Annotated in this window: 13 protein-coding genes; 8 read left to right on the plus strand and 5 right to left on the minus strand. The window is 71.6% G+C overall.

The features are described from left to right. Window positions 1-562: 562 nt before the first annotated feature. A complete protein-coding gene (locus ABT112_RS22065) occupies window positions 563-1,750 on the plus strand; it encodes an acyltransferase family protein (protein ID WP_351512085.1) in 1,188 nt (395 codons plus the stop codon). Between the two features lie 221 nt (window positions 1,751-1,971). Here ABT112_RS22065 and ABT112_RS22070 read toward each other — a convergent pair whose 3' ends face one another. Continuing rightward, on the minus strand, window positions 1,972-3,114 hold the full coding sequence (locus tag ABT112_RS22070; RefSeq protein ID WP_351512087.1) for a SpoIIE family protein phosphatase: 1,143 nt from the start codon (window positions 3,112-3,114) through the stop codon (window positions 1,972-1,974). A 148-nt stretch (window positions 3,115-3,262) separates the two neighbouring features. Between ABT112_RS22070 and ABT112_RS22075 the strand changes: the two genes are divergently transcribed. Further along, window positions 3,263-4,492: a GNAT family N-acetyltransferase gene (locus ABT112_RS22075; RefSeq protein ID WP_351512089.1), complete on the plus strand. Its 1,230-nt coding sequence runs from the start codon at window positions 3,263-3,265 to the stop codon at window positions 4,490-4,492. A gap of 115 nt (window positions 4,493-4,607) precedes the next feature. Here the strand turns inward: ABT112_RS22075 and ABT112_RS22080 are convergent, their stop codons facing one another. Next, the gene (locus tag ABT112_RS22080) at window positions 4,608-5,429 is read right to left on the minus strand and encodes an Fpg/Nei family DNA glycosylase (RefSeq protein WP_351512091.1); all 822 of its coding nucleotides are present in this window, start codon (window positions 5,427-5,429) and stop codon (window positions 4,608-4,610) included. Window positions 5,430-5,575: 146 nt separating this feature from the next. Beyond that, a complete protein-coding gene (locus ABT112_RS22085) occupies window positions 5,576-6,061 on the minus strand; it encodes a ribose-5-phosphate isomerase (protein ID WP_351512093.1) in 486 nt (161 codons plus the stop codon). Between the two features lie 163 nt (window positions 6,062-6,224). Here ABT112_RS22085 and ABT112_RS22090 point away from each other — a divergent pair, with 163 nt between their 5' ends. Then, the gene (locus ABT112_RS22090) at window positions 6,225-7,661 is read left to right on the plus strand and encodes an amino acid permease (protein WP_351512095.1); all 1,437 of its coding nucleotides are present in this window, start codon (window positions 6,225-6,227) and stop codon (window positions 7,659-7,661) included. Window positions 7,662-7,751: 90 nt separating this feature from the next. Here the strand turns inward: ABT112_RS22090 and ABT112_RS22095 are convergent, their stop codons facing one another. Next, on the minus strand, window positions 7,752-8,342 hold the full coding sequence (locus ABT112_RS22095) for a biotin transporter BioY (RefSeq protein WP_351512097.1): 591 nt from the start codon (window positions 8,340-8,342) through the stop codon (window positions 7,752-7,754). A gap of 290 nt (window positions 8,343-8,632) precedes the next feature. Here ABT112_RS22095 and ABT112_RS22100 point away from each other — a divergent pair, with 290 nt between their 5' ends. The 5 genes from ABT112_RS22100 to ABT112_RS22120 all read left to right on the plus strand — a co-directional run bounded on the left by ABT112_RS22100 (window position 8,633) and on the right by ABT112_RS22120 (window position 16,631). After that, entirely contained in the window at window positions 8,633-10,039 is a 1,407-nt protein-coding gene (locus ABT112_RS22100; protein WP_351512099.1) for an amino acid permease, read from the plus strand. A 247-nt stretch (window positions 10,040-10,286) separates the two neighbouring features. Beyond that, window positions 10,287-11,702: an amino acid permease gene (locus ABT112_RS22105; RefSeq protein WP_351512101.1), complete on the plus strand. Its 1,416-nt coding sequence runs from the start codon at window positions 10,287-10,289 to the stop codon at window positions 11,700-11,702. 186 nt (window positions 11,703-11,888) lie between these two features. Further along, window positions 11,889-12,530 carry a superoxide dismutase gene (locus ABT112_RS22110; protein WP_351512102.1) on the plus strand — a complete coding sequence of 214 codons (642 nt, stop codon included), beginning with the start codon at window positions 11,889-11,891 and terminating at the stop codon, window positions 12,528-12,530. A gap of 342 nt (window positions 12,531-12,872) precedes the next feature. Next, on the plus strand, window positions 12,873-15,491 hold the full coding sequence (gene pepN, locus ABT112_RS22115; protein WP_351512104.1) for an aminopeptidase N: 2,619 nt from the start codon (window positions 12,873-12,875) through the stop codon (window positions 15,489-15,491). Between the two features lie 141 nt (window positions 15,492-15,632). Then, a complete protein-coding gene (locus tag ABT112_RS22120; protein ID WP_351512106.1) occupies window positions 15,633-16,631 on the plus strand; it encodes a hypothetical protein in 999 nt (332 codons plus the stop codon). 129 nt (window positions 16,632-16,760) lie between these two features. Here the strand turns inward: ABT112_RS22120 and ABT112_RS22125 are convergent. Next, the coding region (locus ABT112_RS22125) for a TIGR03767 family metallophosphoesterase (protein WP_351512107.1) at window positions 16,761-18,411 on the minus strand (1,651 nt) is incomplete at its 5' end.

Below are 18,411 nucleotides of genomic sequence, written 5' to 3' on the forward strand. Positions count from 1 at the left end.
GGGGAGCATGCCCCGCACACCCCCGATATGACCATCGTGCCACCAACCCGATGCCACTCGGACCCCGGTGACGCATCGTCGGCAGCCTGCTCACACCCGTTGCGGGCCCGCGCACCGGAGGAGTCCGTACCCCGGGAGAGCTGCACCACACAATTCGGCCACCGGGTCGCCGGATTATTGCGACTGATCGTTTCTCTGTGCACCTTCCACCCGTGCGGAGCACGCCGGTGGGAATTTCTGAATTACTCGTGAGTCGTGAGCAGCGCCAACGAAGGGTCATTGAACTGGACATTCCACCGGAGCCGCTTCCGGGGCATATGCACCAATTAAGGGGGATGAGCTGTGACAGAACGGACAGTTGATCCGCATCACGCACAACGGCCGAAGCCCTACGTTTACTTCGCGTGAACGGGGTAGCCGTGTGATTCGTAGAGGGGAGGATGAAGGTTTTACTGAATCCACCTTCCGACGCTATGGTGCCTCAGATGTTCAGCGCTGCCACGACCCCCGCACGCGCAGTGAGGTCCAGGATCGTCTCCCCCAGTTCATGGTGGGAGGGCCTGTGACGAACACCTTGCGCCCGCACGGCTATCAGCGGACCCCGCTCCCCCCGGCCCGGGATGCGGTGGCCACGGACTCCGAGCGTCCTGCCGCAGGCGACGCTCCGGACCAGAGAAAACCCGCCACACCAGCGGCCGGAAACAAGCCGAAGCAGCGTGACTCCTTCTTCGACAACGCGAAGTACCTGGCCATCGTCCTCGTGGCGATGGGCCATGCGTGGGAACCGCTGACCGACGGAAGCCGCACCGCCGAGGCGCTGTACATGGTGGTGTACAGCTTCCACATGCCGGCGTTCATCATCATCTCCGGCTACTTCTCGCGCAGTTTCGACATGCGTCCCGACCGGCTCAAGCGGCTGGTCACCGGCGTGGCCGTGCCGTATGTGATCTTCGAGGTCGCGTACACCTTCTTCAAGCGGTGGGCGGACGACGATCCGACCCAGCCGATCAGCCTGCTGGACCCCTGGTACCTGACGTGGTTCCTGGCGGCCCTGTTCGTCTGGCGGCTGTCCACCCCGCTGTGGAAGCTCGTCCGCTGGCCGGTGCCGCTCGCGCTGGCCATCGGGGCCCTCGCCTCGATCTCCCCGGACATCGGCGACGACCTGGACCTCCAGCGAGTGCTGCAGTTCCTGCCGTTCTTCGTGGTGGGTCTGTTCATGAAGCCGGAGCACTTCCAGATGGTGCGGCGCCGTGAGGTGCGGATCCTGTCCGTGCCGATCTTCGCCGTGGCGCTCCTGATCGCCTACTGGGCGGGCCCGCGGATGTCGTCGGCGTGGTTCTACCACCGGGACAGCGCCCAGGAGCTCACCGCGCCGTGGTGGAGCGGTCTGGTCATGACGCTCGCCCTGTTCGGCTGCTCCATGATCCTGGTCGCCTGCTTCTTCGCCTGGGTCCCCCGGCGGAAGATGTGGTTCACGGCACTGGGCGCCGGAACGCTGTACGGCTACCTGCTGCACGGCTTCCTCGCCAAGGGGTCCCGCTTCTGGGGCTGGTTCGACGACTACGCCTGGCTGCAGACGCCGTGGGGCGCGATCGTCGTCACCGTCATCGCCGGAGCCGTGGTGACCGTGCTCTGCACCCCACCGGTGCAAAGGGTCTTCCGGTTCGCGATGGAGCCCAAGATGGAGTGGGCCTTCAAGAAGGATGCGGCCGAGCTGGCCCGCGGCCGGGCGAAGGCCACCACGGGCTGAACAACCCGCCGCGACCTCACGCGTGCGTCGAACGGCCCCGGAGCTTCAGGCTCCGGGGCCGTTCGCTGTCTCCGGTCGCTCTCCTGGGCCGTTTGCTGTCCTGCTCCGTTCACCCGGCGCCTACGGGGGCCGCAGGCGATGTGCCGTTCGCCCCGCGCCGGCGGGGCTGCCCGCGGCGGACGGCGAGGGAGCCGGGTAGGGGACGGACCACGAGAGGCCGGTCAGTCCCGGCAGATCAGCAGCAGCGCGCGGTCGTCGTTGACGTCCTTGGCCACCGCTTCGATCAGATGCCAGGCCGCGCCGTGGAAGCCGGAGGCGACATAGCGGTCGGCCTCGCCGGTGAGCCGGTCGATGCCCTCGGTCAGCTCGCGCTCGGCGGACTCGACCAGGCCGTCGGTGAACAGCATGAGCACATCACCGGGGCGCAGGGTGCCCTTGATCGGGTCGAACTGGGCGCCGTCGTACACCCCGAGCAGCGGGCCCTCCGCGCCCTGCTCCTCCCAGCGGCCGGTCCCGGCGCTCAGCTGGAGCGCCGGGAGGTGGCCCGCCGACAGCAGCTCGTAGTCCCCGCTGTCCAGGTCGAGGACGAGATGGATCGAGGTCGCGAACCCCTCGTCCCAGTCCTGGCGGAGCAGATACGCGTTGGCGGCGGGGAGGAAGGCATGGGGCGGGAGCGAGCCCAGCAGCCCGCCGAACGCTCCGGAGAGCAGGAGGGCGCGGGAGGCCGCGTCCATGCCCTTGCCGGAGACATCGGTGAGTACCACCTCGAGCGTCCGGCCGCCGTTGGTCCGGGCCGCGACGACGAAGTCGCCGGAGAAGGACTGACCGCCGGCGGGGCGCAGGGCCATCTCCCGGTGCCAGCCCTGGGGCAGCTTCGGCAGCTTGCTCTGCACCCGGATCCGCTCGCGCAGGTCGAAGAGCATGGTGCCGCCGCGCCGCCAGGGCACCCCGACCCGGCTGCGGAACTGGGCGATGACCAGCCCGACGAGGCCCACCGCACCCACCACCAGCACGGTGCCGGGGGTGACCCGGGAGGGCCCCTGGGAGTACGGGCCGAGGATCGCCGCCTCGGTGATCAGCGCCGCGGCGGCCCCGGCGTAGAGCAGCAGCAGGCTGGAGGGCCGCAGCAGCAGCCCGCCGACGACGACGGGGAGGACGAGGGCGGCGGGCGGGCACCAGTCGGGCACGGTGATCGTCGCGGTGGCGATGGCCGGGACGGTGAGCAGCAGGGCGGCGAGGGCGATCCAGTCGGAGCCGTCGCCGCGGAAGTAGTCGACTCCGGCGCGGCGCAGGCCGATGCGGGCCCGGTGCACTTGCTTGCGCACCCGGGCCGTCAGGGTCTCTGCTCCCGCGACGCGTGCCATTTCACCGGGACCCTATCCACCCGTTCGGCGGCGCGTCGATTCACGGCGCGCCGCTTTTCGCCGTATCCGGTGTTCAGCCGGGTGGGGTATGGACGGGTGTGCGGAAAATGCGGTCGCTCGGGGGAGAACGCGCTGATAGGGATGGCGTATGACAACAGAGTTGCGTGTGCTGCGCCGTGACGAGTGGGACAGCTGGTACAGCACGCTGGAGCTCGCCTTCGGCGGGGTGACGGAGCCCGCCGAGGAGCGGGAACTCTGGCAGGAGCTGACCGAGGTGGAGCGGTCCATCGGGGTCTGGGACGGCGGGACCTGTGTGGGGACGGCCGGGGCGTTCAGCTTCCGGATGTGTGTGCCGGGCGGCCGGATCGTGCCCGCGGCCGGGGTCACCATGGTCGGGGTGGCGCCGACGCACCGGCGGCGGGGGGTGCTGCGCTCGATGATGCGGCGACAGCTCGACGACGTGCGGGCCCGGGGCGAGTCGCTGGCGGTGCTGACGGCGTCGGACCCGGCCATCTACGGGCGGTTCGGCTACGGCACCGCGAGCGAGCGGATGTCGGTGGAGGTGGACACCGAACGGGTCCGGCTGACCGTTCCGCCCGGCACGGACGACGTACGGCTCCGGCTCGTGCCGCCGCGGGAGGCACGGGAGGTGTGCGAGGCGCTCTACGCCGAACGGGTCACCGGACGGCCGGGGATGCTCGCCCGGCTCCCCGGGTGGGAGCGGCTGCCGCTGCTGGATGCCGAAGCGTCGCGGGCGGGTGCCTCGCCGCTGCAGTGCGTGCTGGCGGAGCGCGACGGCGCGGCCACCGGATACGCGCGCTACGCGGTGCGCCCGGACTGGGAGCCTGCCGGCCCGACGGGCACGGTGGTGCTGCGGGACATCGAGGCGCGGGACCCGGCGAGCTATGCCGCGCTGTGGCGGTTCCTCTGCGACATGGAACTGACCGTGCGGATCACCCACACCAACCGTCCGGTGGACGATCCGCTGCTCCACCTGGTCTCGGACATCCGCCGCTGTGCCATCCGCATCCGGGACCAGCTCCATGTGCGGCTGGTCGAGGTGGGTGCCGCGCTGGCGGCGCGGACCTACGCGGCGCCGGTGGATGTGGTGTTCGAGGTCGCGGACGCGTTCTGCCCCTGGAACGAGGGGCGTTGGCGGCTGACCGGCGACGCCCGGGGCGCCTCCTGCAAGCCCACCGACGACGAGCCCGATCTGCGGCTCTCGGTACGGGAGTTGGGCGCCGCCTATCTGGGCGGATACACGCTCACGGCGCTGGCGGACGCGGGCCGGGTCCAGGAGCTGCGGCCGGACGCGCTCGCCGAGGCGTCGGCGGCATTCCGGAGCGATCGCGCGCCCTGGCTGCCGCACGGGTTCTGAGCGGTTCCGCCGCCCTGCCGCCCGCCGCCGTGCCGCCCGTCGCCCTGCCGCTCATCGGCCGGCCGCCGCGTGCCGGGCGCGGCCGGCGGGCGGTCCGGCCCGGGGCCGCGGGTGGCTACCGGCGCTGGCAGTCCGGGCACCAGAAGAGATTGCGGGCGGCGAGGTCGGCAGTGCGGACCTCGCCGCCACAGATGTGGCAGGGCTGCCGGGCCCTGCGGTAGACGTAGACCTCGCCGCCGTGGTCGTCCACGCGCGGCGGGCGGCCCATCGCCTCGGGGGTGTGCTCGGGGCGGACGGTGTCGATCCGGTTGTTCCGGACGCCCTCCCGCATCAGGGCCACCAGGTCGGCCCAGACGGCGTCCCACTCGGCGCGCGTCAGGTCGCGCCCGGCGCGGTACGGGTCGATGCCGTGCCGGAAGAGGACCTCGGCGCGGTACACATTGCCCACCCCGGCTATCACCTTCTGGTCCATGAGCAGCGCGGCGACGCTGGTCCGGCTGCGGCTCACCCGCCGCCAGGCCGCTTCGCCGTCGTCGGCGGGCCGCAGCGGATCGTCCCCGAGCCGGTCGTGCACGGCCTGCTTCTCGGCGGTGGTGATCAGCTCACAGGTGGTGGGGCCGCGCAGGTCGGCGTAGTGGTCGTCGCCGCCGAGGCCGCCGGCGAGCCGCAGCCGGACCGCGCCGACCGGCGGCGGGGCCGGGCCGTCGCCGAAGCCGACCTTGCCGTAGAGCCCCAGGTGGATGTGGACCCAGCCGACCGCCTCGAAGCCGAGGAAGAGGTGCTTGCCGTGGGCGTCGGCGCCGCTCATCACCTGGCCGTCGAGGAGGGCCGCGCCGTCGGAGAACTTGCCCTGGGGGCTGGCGGCCCGGACGGGCCATCCGGCGAAGCGCTCGAGGCAGTCCGCGGCGAGGCGGTGGATCGTATGCCCCTCGGGCACGGGTGTCTCCTCGGATGCGGCGGTGCGCCATGCCCGGCCCGGCGCGCCGGGGCGCACGGGCATAGCCGGGCGGAGCGAAGCCGGGCAGGGCGCAGCCGGGCGGAGCAAAGCCGGGCCGGCGGTCCGCCGGCCCGGTGCCCGCGGGGTTACGGCTGGGGGTGGTGGGCCGGGATCGGGGGGAGCTCGCCGGTCGTCTCGTAGGCGCTCAGCATCTCGATCCGGCGGGTGTGCCGCTCCTCGCCCGAGTACGGCGTGTTCAGGAAGATCTCGACGAACTTCGTCGCCTCGTCCCGGGTGTGCATCCGGCCGCCGATGCTGATGACGTTGGCGTTGTTGTGCTCACGCCCGAGCTCGGCGGTCTGCTCGCTCCAGGCCAGCGCGGCGCGGACGCCCTTGACCTTGTTGGCCGCGATCTGCTCGCCGTTGCCGGAGCCGCCGATCACGATGCCCAGGCTCTCCGGGTCCGCGGCGGTGCGCTCCGCGGCGCGGAGGCAGAACGGCGGGTAGTCGTCCTGGGCGTCGTAGATGTGCGGGCCGCAGTCGACGGGGTCGTGGCCCTGGGCCCGGAGCCACTCGACGAGGTGGTTCTTGAGTTCGTAACCGGCGTGATCGGAGCCGAGGTAGACGCGCATGGACCGAGTGTGACATGCCCGTACCCCGGCTTTCGTCACTGGGTGTGACGTGTCACATATCAAGGGAGGCTCAAATACAACGATCCGGAATCAAAGGTTTTCCTTCTCCTTCTCCTGAGATTCACTGGCCGAGCTCGTAACCCGAGAGCTAAGGACCCCGCACATGAGCGCGCAGTCGACGCCCACGAAGGTGGACGCCACACCCGGCGGCCCCGGACAGGCCCCCTCCCCCGACGGTCTCAAGGCCGGACTGAAGAACCGTCATCTGTCGATGATCGCGATCGGTGGCGTCATCGGCGCCGGCCTGTTCGTCGGCTCGGCCTCCGGCATCGCCGCCGCCGGCCCCGGCATCCTGCTGTCGTACGCCCTCGTCGGCGCGATGGTCGTCTTCGTGATGCGGATGCTCGGCGAGATGGCCGCCGCCAACCCGACGTCGGGCTCCTTCTCCGCCTACGCCGACCAGGCCCTCGGCCGCTGGGCCGGCTTCTCCATCGGCTGGCTGTACTGGTTCTTCTGGGTCGTGGTGCTGGCCGTCGAGGCGACCGCCGGCGCCAAGATCCTGGAGGGCTGGATCCCGGCCGTACCGCAGTGGGGCTGGGCGCTGATCGTCATGGTCGTGCTCACCGTCACCAACCTGGCCTCGGTCTCCTCCTACGGTGAGTTCGAGTTCTGGTTCGCCGGTATCAAGGTCGTCGCGATCGCGGCGTTCATCATCATCGGCGGCCTCGCGGTCTTCGGTCTGCTCCCCGGTTCCGGGCACGAGGCGACCGGCTTCACCAACCTCACCTCGCACGGCGGATTCCTGCCGAACGGACCCGGCTCGATCCTCACCGGTGTGCTGATGGTCGTCTTCTCCTTCATGGGCAGCGAGATCGTCACGCTCGCCGCCGGCGAGTCCGAGGACCCGCAGCGCGCCGTCACCAAGGCCACCAACAGCGTGATCTGGCGGATCGGCGTCTTCTACCTGGGCTCGATCCTGGTCGTGGTGAGCCTGCTGCCGTGGGACTCCAAGGCGATCGCCAAGGACGGCTCGTACGTCGCGGCGCTCAACTCGATCGGCATCCCGCACGCCGGCGAGATCATGAACTTCATCGTGCTGACCGCCGTGCTCTCGTGCCTCAACTCCGGCCTCTACACGGCCTCCCGCATGGCCTTCTCGCTGGGCCGGCGCGGTGACGCGCCCAAGGCGTTCGCCCGTACCAACGCCCGCGGTGTTCCGCAGGCCGCGATCCTGGGCTCGGTCGTCTTCGGCTTCGTCGCGGTGTTCTTCAACTACAAGTGGCCGGACACCGTCTTCCAGTTCCTGCTGAACTCCTCGGGTGCGGTCGCGCTCTTCGTGTGGCTGGTCATCTGCTTCACCCAGCTGCGGATGCGGCGCATCATCCTGCGCGACAACCCGGAGAAGCTCATCGTCCGGATGTGGCTCTTCCCGTACCTCACCTGGGCGACCGCCGCGATGATCGGCTTCGTGCTGGTCTACATGCTCACCGACGACGCCGGGCGCCAGCAGGTGATCCTGTCGGCCGCGGTGGCGGCCCTGGTGGTGGCCATCGGTGTGGTGAAGCACCGGGGCGCCAAGGCAGCCGTGACGGAGGGCTGACCGAAGCTCGCCGACGCAGCGCAACAACGGGCCGGGGCCCGCACCCACGTCGATGGGTGCGGGCCCCGGCCCGTTGTGCGTGGGGAGCGGTCAGCCGCGCCGGCCCGCGAGCTTCCAGGCGGCGGGCAGCGCGCCCATCGCCAGGGCGGCCTTGACGGCGTCGCCGATGAGGAAGGGGACGAGTCCGGCCGCGACCGCCTCACCGAGGGAGAGGTGCGCGGCGAGCGCCAGGTACGGCACGCCGACCGCGTAGATGATCGCTGAGCCGAGGGCCATGGTGCCCGCGGTGCGCAGCACCCCGCGGTCGCCGCCGCGCCGGGCGAGCGCGCCGACGACGGTTCCGGCGAGCAGCATGCCGAGGACGTAGCCGAAGCTGGCGGAGCCCGCGCCCTCGGCGAACCACGGCATCCCGGCCAGACCCGCCAGGGTGTAGAGCGCGAGGGAGAGGAAGCCGCGCCCGGCGCCGAGGGAGGCACCGACGAGGAGCGCCGCGAACGTCTGTCCCGTGACGGGCACCGGGGAGCCGGGGACGGGGACGGAGATCTGCGCGGCGAGGCCGGTCAGGGCGGCACCGCCGACGACCAGGGCCGCGTCGCGGACCCGGGCGCGGGAGGCGGTGGCGGCCGGCAGCAGGTCGGCGAGGACCGCACCGGGGCGGCTGGTGACGGCGGCAGTGCTCATTCAGGGCTCCGCGGGGTGAGGAGGGACAGGACTGACCAGGGTGACGTTAGCCCAGGCGTCAGCATCCGATCACCGTGAGCAGCCGACAAAGGCGTGATCAACGGCTTGGTGGGGTCCCGACAATCCGCATGCCGCACAGGTGCCGTCGGTGCTTGCGTTTGGGCAGGTCACGTGATGCTGGTCACGCGGGGCACGGAGCGCTCAATATCGTTTTGCGGTGGCTGCCACCGCCCGGAGAGACTGTGGGGTCCCACCAAAGCTCCACAGACCCTTGCGAGAGTACGAGCGCCATGCACGACGCGAAGACCGTCACCGCGCCAGACCGGGAAACCGGCACCGGAGGCGACGGGAAGAAGCCGCTCTCCCCAGGGCTCAAGCAGCGCCATCTGACCATGCTCGGCCTCGGCGGGGTCATCGGAGCGGGGCTGTTCGTCGGCTCGGGCGCGGGCATCGCCGTCGCCGGGCCGGGCATCGTCCTCTCGTACCTGATCGCGGGCGGTCTCGCGATGCTGGTGATGCGGATGCTGGGCGAGATGTCGGCGGCGATGCCGGCCTCGGGCTCCTTCTCGGTGCACGCGGAGCGGGCGTTCGGGCGCTGGGCGGGGTTCACGGTCGGCTGGCTGTACTGGTTCATGCTGGTCGTCGTCCTCGCGGTGGAGGCGACGGGCGCGGCGCAGATCGCGAACGGCTGGCTGCCGGCGGTGCCGCAGTGGGCCTGGGTGCTCCTCTTCATGACGGTGTTCACCGCGGCCAACCTCACCGCGGTGAAGAGCTTCGGCGAGTCCGAGTTCTGGTTCGCGGCGCTGAAGGTCGGCGCGATCGTGCTGTTCCTGGTCCTCGGGGTGCTGGCCGCCCTCGGGCTGCTGCCGGAGACCGAGGCGGTGGGGCTGTCGAACCTGACCGGGCAGGGCGGCTTCCTGCCGAACGGCTGGTCCGGTGTGGTCTCCGGAGTTCTCGCCGTGGTCTTCGCCTTCGGCGGTCTGGAGGTCGTCACGATCGCGGCCGCCGAGTCGGACGACCCGGCGCGGGCGGTCGGCCGCGCGGTGCGCAGCGCGGTCTGGCGCATCCTCTTCTTCTATGTGGGCTCGATGCTCGTCATCGTGACCGTGCTGCCCTGGACGGCGATGAAGCCGGGCAGCAGCCCGTACGTGGCGGTGCTCGACCACATCGGGGTGCCGGCCGCCGGCCAGATCATGAACATCGTGGTCTTCGTGGCCCTGCTCTCCGCGCTCAACGCCAATCTGTACGGCTCGTCGCGGATGGTGTTCTCGCTCGCCGAGCGCGGTGAGGCACCGCGGGCGCTGCTGAAGGTGGGGCGCGGCTCGGTGCCGCGCCGGGCGGTGCTGGCGTCGGTGGCGTTCGGCTTCGCGTCCGTCCTGCTCAATCTGAAGTGGCCGGACTCCGTCTTCCTCTACATGCTCAACGCGGTGGGCGCGGTGCTGCTGGTGGTGTGGGGCCTGATCGCCGCCTCACAGCTGCGGCTGCGCCGGGAGATCGAGCGCACGGCGCCCGAGCGGCTGACCCTGCGGATGTGGGGCTTCCCCTGGCTGACCTGGACCGCGCTGGCCGGCATGGCCGCCGTGCTGCTGCTGATGCTCACCGATGACGCCGCCCGCCCGCAGGTGCTCTGGTCGGGTGCGGCGACGGGCGCGGTGCTCCTGGTGGCGTGGATCCGGGCGTTGCGGGTACGCGCCTGACGATCCGGCACCGGCCCTCGCGGCCGGCGCCGGATCCTGCTGCCTCGCAGGGGTGACCGGGGTCACCCTGCGCGCCCGTCGCGCGGCTGTGCCCTGGTGCTTCGCTTCTCCTGACGAAGCGGCAGATGCGGAGAGTGAGGAAGACGTCCGGATAGCGGGCCATCGTGGACGCGGTGTTGTTCTGAGCGGTACGCCCCCTCACACTGATGCAGCCCTCTGACGTTCTCACGTAATGGACGCATTGCCCATGAATCGGACACCTCCGCCGTCTGCGCCCGCGCGCGACACCCACGCCGCGGCGCCGGAGAGCGGTACCCCGCTCTCCCACGGCCTCAAGCAGCGCCATCTCTCGATGATCGCCCTCGGCGGGGTGATCGGCGCCGGGCTCTTCATCGGTTCGGGCGCCGGGATCGCGGCTGCCGGACCGTCCATCGTGCTCGCCTACGCCGCCTCGGGCCTGCTGGTCCTGATGGTCATGCGGATGCTGGGCGAGATGTCGGCGGCCAACCCGGCCTCGGGCTCCTTCTCGGTGCACGCCGAGAAGGCGATCGGCCCGTGGGCCGGCTTCACCGCGGGCTGGATGTTCTGGACCCTGCTCTGCGTGGGCATCGCGGCCGAGGCGCTGGGCGCGGCCGGGATCATGACGAGCTGGTTCCCGGGCACCGAGTCCTGGATGTGGGTCGCCCTCTTCATGGCGATGTTCTGCGGCACCAACCTGGCCGCGGTGAGCAACTTCGGCGAGTTCGAGTTCTGGTTCGCCGCGCTGAAGATCGCCGCGATCGTCGCCTTCCTGGTGCTGGGCACCCTCGCGATCCTGGGCGTGCTGCCCGGCTCGGACGCCCCCGGCACCAGCAATCTGACCGGCGACGGCGGCTTCCTGCCGAACGGGCTCGACGGACTGGTCGTCGGCCTGCTGGCCTCGGTGTTCGCGTACGGCGGCCTGGAGACGGTGACGATCGCCGCCGCCGAGTCGGAGGACCCGCGCAAGGGCGTGGCCCAGGCGGTGCGCACGGCGATGTGGCGCATCGCCCTGTTCTACGTCGGCTCCATGCTGGTGATCGTCACGCTGGTGCCGTGGGACGACAAGGCGGTCGTGGCCGACGGCCCGTACGTCGCCGTCCTCGACTCGCTGGACATCCCGGCCGCCGGTCAGGTCATGAACGTCGTGGTGCTCGTCGCCCTGCTCTCCGCGATGAACGCCAACATCTACGGCGCCTCCCGGATGGCGTACTCGCTCGTCTCCCGCGGCGAGGGTCCCCGGATCCTGGGCAAGGTCAGCGGCGGGGTGCCCCGTCCGGCGGTGCTCGCCTCGTCCGCGTTCGGCTTCGTCGCGGTGCTGCTGAGCTACTGGTGGCCGGACACCCTGTTCGCGTGGCTGCTGAACATGGTCGGCGCGGCGGTCCTGGTGGTCTGGGGCTTCATCGCGGTCTCGCAGCTGGTGATGCGCCGCCGCCTGGAGCGCGAGGCGCCGGAGACGCTGTCCGTCCGCATGTGGGCGTACCCCTATCTGACCTGGGTCTCGCTGGCGGGCGTGGTGGCCGTGCTGCTCCTGATGCTCCGTGAGGACGACACCCGGACGCAGCTCTTCTTCACCGCCGGCCTGACGGTGGTGCTCTCCGTCGTCGGCTACATACGGCAGCGGGCGGTGGCCGCCGGCCGCTGACGCGCCAGGCGCCTCACGGGTCTCGAGACGACCCGTACACGGAGGCGGCCGGGTCCTCGGTCCGAGGTCCCGGCCGCCTCCGACTTTTTGCCCAGGCGCCCCGGGCACCTCCGCCAATGCCGGACACCTGCTGATAGCGTGCACTTGCAAGTTGATTGCAATAAGCGTTGTCGAAGGGCGTCGTCCATGGCCATCTACACACTTCCCGAGCTTCCGTACGACTACTCGGCCCTGGCTCCGGTCATCAGCGGGGAGATCATCGAGCTGCACCACGACAAGCACCACGCGGCGTACGTCAAGGGTGCGAACGACACGCTCGAGCAGCTGGAGGAGGCCCGCGCCAAGGACCAGTGGGGCTCGATCAACGGCCTCGAGAAGAACCTGGCCTTCCACCTGTCCGGGCACATCCTGCACAGCATCTACTGGCAGAACATGAGCGGTGACGGTGGCGGCGAGCCGCTGGAGAAGGACGGCACCGGCGAGCTCGCCGACGCGATCGCCGAGAACTTCGGCTCCTTCGACCGCTTCAAGGCCCAGCTCTCCAAGGCCTCGGCCACCACGCAGGGCTCCGGCTGGGGCGTGCTGGCCTTCGAGCCGGTCAGCGGGCGCCTCATCGTGGAGCAGGTCTACGACCACCAGGGCAACGTGGGCCAGGGCAGCATCCCGATCCTGGTGTTCGACGCCTGGGAGCACGCCTTCTACCTGCAGTACCGCAACCAGAAGGTGGACTTCGTCGAGGCCATGTGGCGGGTCGTCAACTGGCAGGACGTCGCGGAGCGCTACCGCGCCGCCAAGGAGCGCGCGACCGGGCTGCTGATCGCCCCCTGACCGCGCCTCCCAGGAACCTCCTGCTCGTGATCGTCTTCTCACCCTTCACGGCAGGCGGAAACAGAAGGCCCCCGCGCGTATGCGTCGCGCGGGGGCCTTCTCCGTGCCACCGTACGGGACCGGGCCGGGCGATGGGCCGACGCACCCCCGGTCACTCGCGCCGCGGTCAGTCGCTCCCCCGGTCAGTCGAGGGCCGACCCCCGGTCCCGGTTGCGCTCGTCATGGCTGGTCGCTCCGGGAAACGTCACAGGGCGCCGCGGCCATTCCCGACTCCCCTCCGTCAGCGCGCCGTGACACCATGGCGGCGTTCGGAGTGGGACGAGGATCATCGAAGGAGCCGTCGTGCGGCGTGAGAACCTGACTCGTGACGAGGCCCGAGAGCGGGCCCGGCTGCTGTCCGTGGACGGGTACGACGTCGCGCTGGACCTGCGTTCCGCGGTCGGCCCGGAGCCCGACGGACAGCCGCGCACCTTCCGCTCGGTGACGACGCTCCGGTTCCGCTGCGCCGAGCCGGGCGCCGCGACCTTCGTCGACCTCATCGCCCCGGCCGTGACCTCGGTGGTGCTCAACGGCCGCGCGCTGGACCCGGCAACGGTGTTCGACGGGGCCCGGATCGCGCTCGACGGGCTGGCCGCGGAGAACGTCCTCACGGTCGACGCGCAGTGCGCCTACAGCAGGACCGGTGAGGGCCTGCACCGGTTCGCCGACCCGGAGGACGGCGAGGTCTATCTCTACACGCAGTACGAGCCGGCCGACGCCCGCCGGGTCTTCACCACCGTCGAACAGCCGGATCTCAAGGCCCCGTTCACCTTCGAGGTGACCGCCCCGGCCGACTGGACCGTGATCAGCAACGCCGTCGCCGAGGGCGAGCCGGCCGCGGCCGGGCCGGGGGCGGCGACCTGGCGGTTCGCACCCACCCTGCCGATCTCGACGTACATCACGGCGGTCGTCGCGGGGCCGTACCACGTGGTGCGCGAGCGCTACACCCGGGAGGCCGCGGACGGCTCCGTGCTGGAGATCCCGCTGGGCGCGCTCTGCCGCAGGTCGCTGGCCAAGCACTTCGACCCGGACGACATCTTCACCGTCACCAAGCAGGGCCTGGACTTCTTCCACGAACACTTCGACTACCCCTACCCGTTCGGCAAGTACGACCAGGCGTTCGTGCCGGAGTACAACATCGGCGCGATGGAGAACCCGGGCTGTGTGACCTTCCGCGAGGAGTTCGTCTTCCGCGGCCGGGTCACCCGGACCTCCTACGAGCAGCGGGCGAGCGTCATCCTGCACGAGATGGCGCACATGTGGTTCGGCGACCTGGTCACCATGGAGTGGTGGGACGACCTGTGGCTGAAGGAGTCGTTCGCCGACTTCATGGGCGCGTTCGCGCTGGTGGAGGCGACCCGTTTCGACAACGGCTGGATCACCTTCGCCAACCGCCGCAAGGCCTGGGCCTACCGCGCCGACCAGCTGCCCTCCACCCACCCGGTCACCGCCGACATCGGGGACCTGGAGGCCGCCAAGCTCAACTTCGACGGCATCACCTACGCCAAGGGCGCCTCGGTGCTCAAGCAACTGGTGGCCTACGTCGGGCAGGACGCGTTCCTGGAGGGCGCCCGCCGCTACTTCCGGCGGCACGCGTTCGGCAACACCCGGCTGGACGACCTGCTCCGGGTGCTGGAGGAGACCTCGGGCCGGGACATGGCCGCCTGGTCGCGGGCCTGGCTGGAGACCGCGGGGGTCAACGCGCTGACCCCGCAGGCGACGTACGACGCCCGGAACCGGATCACCGAGCTGGCCGTCCTCCAGGAGGCCGCCGGGACGCACCCCACGCTCCGGCCGCACCGGGTCGCCGTCGGCCTCTACCGGCGGGACCCGGCCGGTGAGGAGCTGGTGCGCTACGCCCGCGCCGAGGTGGACGTGGACGGGCCGCGGACGGTCGTGACCGAGCTGGCGGGGGCCGAGCGTCCCGACCTGATCCTGGTCAACGACGAGGACCTCACCTACTGCAAGATCCGCTTCGACGCGGCCTCGCTGGAGACCCTGCGGCAGCACCTCGGCGACCTCTCCGACCCGCTGGCCCGTGCCCTGTGCTGGTCGGCGCTGTGGAACCTGACCCGGGACGGGCTGATGCCGGCCGGTGACTTCCTCGATCTGGTGCTGCGCTGCGCCGGGCGGGAGAGCGAGATCGGCGTGCTGCAGATGCTGCACGCCTGGGCGAGCACGGCGCTGGTGCACCATGTGGCGCCGGAGCGGCGGGAGGCCGCCGGGCTCGCCGTGGCCGACGGCGCACTGCGCGAGCTGCGGCTGGCCGAGCCGGGCAGCGGCCACCAGCTGGCCTGGGCCCGGTTCTTCGCCAGGGTCGCCACCACCCCGGCCGATCTGCAGCTGCTCGGGGGCCTGCTGGCCGGTAATGCCCGGATCGACGGTCTGGAGGTGGACCAGGAGCTGCGCTGGGCCTTCCTGGAGCCCCGGGCCGCGCACGGGGCCGCCGACGAGGCGGAGATCGCCGCTGAACTGGCCCGCGACGACACCGCGTCCGGCAAGCGGCACCAGGTGCGCTGCCTGGCGGCGCAGCCGTCCGCCGAGGTGAAGGCGCGGGCGTGGGCGGAGGTCGTGGACGCCGACCAGCTGTCGAACGCCCTGGTGGAGGCGACCATCGCGGGCTTCGCCCAGCCGCACCAGCGGGAGCTGCTGGCGCCGTACACGCAGCGGTACTTCGGCGTGATCGAGCGGATCTGGCAGGAGCGGTCGATCGAGATCGGGATGGCGATCGTCCGCGGCCTCTACCCGGATCTCCAGGACCGCCGGGAGACGCCGGAGCTCACCGAGGCGTGGCTGACGGAGCACCGGGACGCGCCGCCCGCGCTGCGCCGGCTGGTGCTGGAGGCGCAGGACGACCTGGCGCGGGCCCTGCGCGCCCAGGAGTGCGACGCGGAAGCGGCGGCGGGCGCCTCGGCGAGCTGACGGGGCACCGGCCGCACGGGCCCGCGGGGGAACCCGCGGCCGGTCCTCGAACTCCCGTGCATTTGGACGGCGATGTCCGGGTTTGTCGACGGGCGTGTAACAACGGTTAGCGGGCCCCGGGCTACGGGGAATCGGCGGTTCATGAACTACGACACGCCGCTCTCCGCCCGCCCGGTCCGCCCCCGCTCCGAGCAGCGCCCCCAGGTGATGACGCTACGTCAGCTCCGGGAGCACGGCGCGACCGCCGCCGAGGTGGCCGACCGCATCCGGCCCGGCGGGAGCTGGCAGCAGCTCCTGCCGGGCGTCTACCTGCTGCACCCGGGAGCGCCGACCGGCGAGGAGCGGGTGCATGCCGCGCTGCTCTACGCGGCCCGGGCACCGGGGCCCGAGGAGCCGGGACAGGAAGCGATGATCACGGGCCCGGCGGCCCTCGCCCTGCACGGCTTCTCCTCGGCCGCGCCGCTGCGGACGCTGGACCGCGTCGACGTCCTGGTGCCGCGCGGCCGCCGGCTGCGCTCCGCCGGCCTGGTGCAGCTCGTCCGGACGCAGGCCCTGCCCGAGCCGGTGGAGATCGGCGGGGTGCCGGTGGCCCCGGCGCCCCGGGCGCTGGCCGATGTGGTGGCCCGGCTCACCGACGCCTCCGCGGTGCGCTGTCTGCTCACCGAGGCCGTGCGGGGCGGGCACTGCGAACCGGCGCCCGTGGTCCGTGAGCTGAGCCGCTGCCGGCTGCTGTCCCGGCCGCACGTCGTGGACGCCGTGGACACCCTGCTCGCGGAGGGCCGGGCGCTCACCGAGGGGCGGCTCTACGAGATGGTCCGCACCCATGCGCTGCCCGACCCGCTGTGGAACGTCGATCTGCGGCTGCCCGGCGGCCCGCACCTGGGCGGGGTCGACGCCTACTGGCCGGACCACAACGTCGCGCTGGAGATCGACGGGGGCGCCCCGCACCCCGACGACCAGGGGGTGTCCGACAGCGCCCGCCGGCGGGAGTACCTGGAGCGCCTGGGCATCACGGTGGTGCACACCACCCCGGCGCGGCTCCGGGAGTCGACGGCGCAGCAGGCGGCGGTGATCCGTACGGCGCTGACGGCGGCCGGGGACCGGGACCCGGCCGCGTATGTGGTGGTCCTGCCCCGGTGAGCCGCGAGTGTGGTGGCCCTGCCCGGGTGAGCCGCGAGCCCGAGTGCTCCCGGCCTCCATGGCACAGCCGTCGTGCCGCGTGACCGTGCTGCGGGTTCAGCGGCGCTGCCGGGTGGCCGTGCCGCCGGTTCAGCGGCGCTTCAGCAGGAGTTCGGTGTTGCGGTCGCCGGGGTCGCCCGCGAGGGAGGTGCGCGCACCCGGTGCGTTGAAGGACAACTCCCGGTAGAGGGAGGCCAGTCCGGTCTGGGAGAGGTCGTCGAAGTCCGTGCGGTGCGGGGCGGCCGACTCGACGAGCGTGGTGAAGAGCGACAGGGTGCCGTCGTGGTTGTCCACCAGCTCGATGATCCGGGCCAGTTGGGGGAAGTCGACGTGCGAGGCCGTGGAGATCTCCCAGAAGGTGCCGTGCGGGACGATCTCGTTCTTGTGGCTGTGGCCGTTGATCCAGGCCAGGACGTTGCGGTGGCGCTTCAGCAGCGCGATCACCTCGTCGCCGCCGTGCCGCTTCTCGGTGGGGCGCGCCGGGTCGGGCCGCAGATTGCGCATGGACTTGCCGGTGTGGTGGCTGAAGACGAGGACGTGGTCGTCGCGGTGTGCGGCGAGGGTGCGGTCCAGCCAGCGGAACTGGGCGGCCCCGAGTGAACCCTCGTAGTGTCCGCCGGAGTTCGTGGTGTCCAGGCTGATGCCGAGGACGCCGTCGGAGATCCGGAACGAGTAGTAGAGGCGATTGGTCTCCAGGTTGGCGGCGGTGTAGCCGTGACCGACCGGCCCGGCGCCCGCGTACTGCGGGTCGAGGTGGGCCTTGAGGTACTCGCGCGGGGTGAACGGGGCACGCAGCGGGTCGGGCGTCACACGGCGCATCTGCCGGGTGCGGGTCCGCAGCAGTTCCTCGTACTGCTTGCCCTTGGGGTCCTTGCCCTCCTCGACCGCGTCCCAGAGCGCGGCCGCCTCGGCCCTGGCCACGGTCTCCAGCTTGCGGCCGCCGACGGCGAAGTCGGCGAAGAAGTCCTTGCCCGGCGCGTAGCAGCCGCCCGGGAGGCCGTCGTGGTTGCCGACGGTGGAGTACCAGGGCATGCGCAGGCCCGGGCTGTTGACGCTGCGGATCGCCGCGTCCAGGAAGCCGTCCAGGCGGGGGAAGCCGAGCTCCTTGTCCGCGTCGCGGAGCGCGGAGTCCGGCTGCCAGTAGAGCTTCCGGCCGCTGTTCTGCACCCCTTCGTAGTGCCGGGGGTCGCCGGTGTTGGGGGTGATGCGGCCGCCGCTCATGGCGGTGAGGAACCAGTCCAGCTCGGACTTGGCGTTGTTGTCGGTGTTGTCGCCGGTGGTCATGACGAAGCCGAGGGGGGCGCCGGTGACCGGGCCGCCGCGCAGGCCGTTGACGCGCTCGACGAGCGAGACGGCGCCCGCCACCGACAGGGCCTCCTGCGGGCGGAAGGCGCTGATCAGCTCCGAGCGCAGGAACTCGGCGCGCAACGGGTGCTGCACATCGACCACATGGAGGTCGGTGAACTGCACGAACGAGGCGAGCGCGGTGCGGCGGTCGGCGCGGCCGGACTTCGCGGCGGCCAGCTCGGAGCGGACGACGCGGGACCAGCCGGGGCCGTCGGCGAGCCGGCGGTAGCCGCCGGAGCCGCGCGGCGCGGCGACGGTGCGGAGGGTGGTGCCGGCGGTCGACGGGGCGGCGGCGGGGGCGGCACGGAGGTCGAACTCCTCGGCTTCGTCGACGCGGCGGACCGGGCACCGCGCGCGGAGCGGTTCTTCGCCGGGACGGCCCTGTCCCACGCCT

The organism is Streptomyces sp. NPDC002055 (assembly GCF_040296705.1).
Classification (GTDB): Bacteria; Actinomycetota; Actinomycetes; order Streptomycetales; family Streptomycetaceae; genus Streptomyces.

Bases quoted from the DNA above. Each gene is read 5' to 3' on its own strand.
- ABT112_RS22070 (WP_351512087.1), bottom strand. From the start codon at position 3,114: ATGGCACGCGTCGCGGGAGCAGAGACCCTGACGGCCCGGGTGCGCAAG.
- ABT112_RS22075 (WP_351512089.1), top strand. From the start codon at position 3,263: ATGACAACAGAGTTGCGTGTGCTGCGCCGTGACGAGTGGGACAGCTGG.
- ABT112_RS22085 (WP_351512093.1), bottom strand. From the start codon at position 6,061: ATGCGCGTCTACCTCGGCTCCGATCACGCCGGTTACGAACTCAAGAAC.
- ABT112_RS22090 (WP_351512095.1), top strand. From the start codon at position 6,225: ATGAGCGCGCAGTCGACGCCCACGAAGGTGGACGCCACACCCGGCGGC.
- ABT112_RS22095 (WP_351512097.1), bottom strand. From the start codon at position 8,342: ATGAGCACTGCCGCCGTCACCAGCCGCCCCGGTGCGGTCCTCGCCGAC.
- ABT112_RS22100 (WP_351512099.1), top strand. From the start codon at position 8,633: ATGCACGACGCGAAGACCGTCACCGCGCCAGACCGGGAAACCGGCACC.
- ABT112_RS22105 (WP_351512101.1), top strand. From the start codon at position 10,287: ATGAATCGGACACCTCCGCCGTCTGCGCCCGCGCGCGACACCCACGCC.
- ABT112_RS22110 (WP_351512102.1), top strand. From the start codon at position 11,889: ATGGCCATCTACACACTTCCCGAGCTTCCGTACGACTACTCGGCCCTG.
- ABT112_RS22120 (WP_351512106.1), top strand. From the start codon at position 15,633: ATGAACTACGACACGCCGCTCTCCGCCCGCCCGGTCCGCCCCCGCTCC.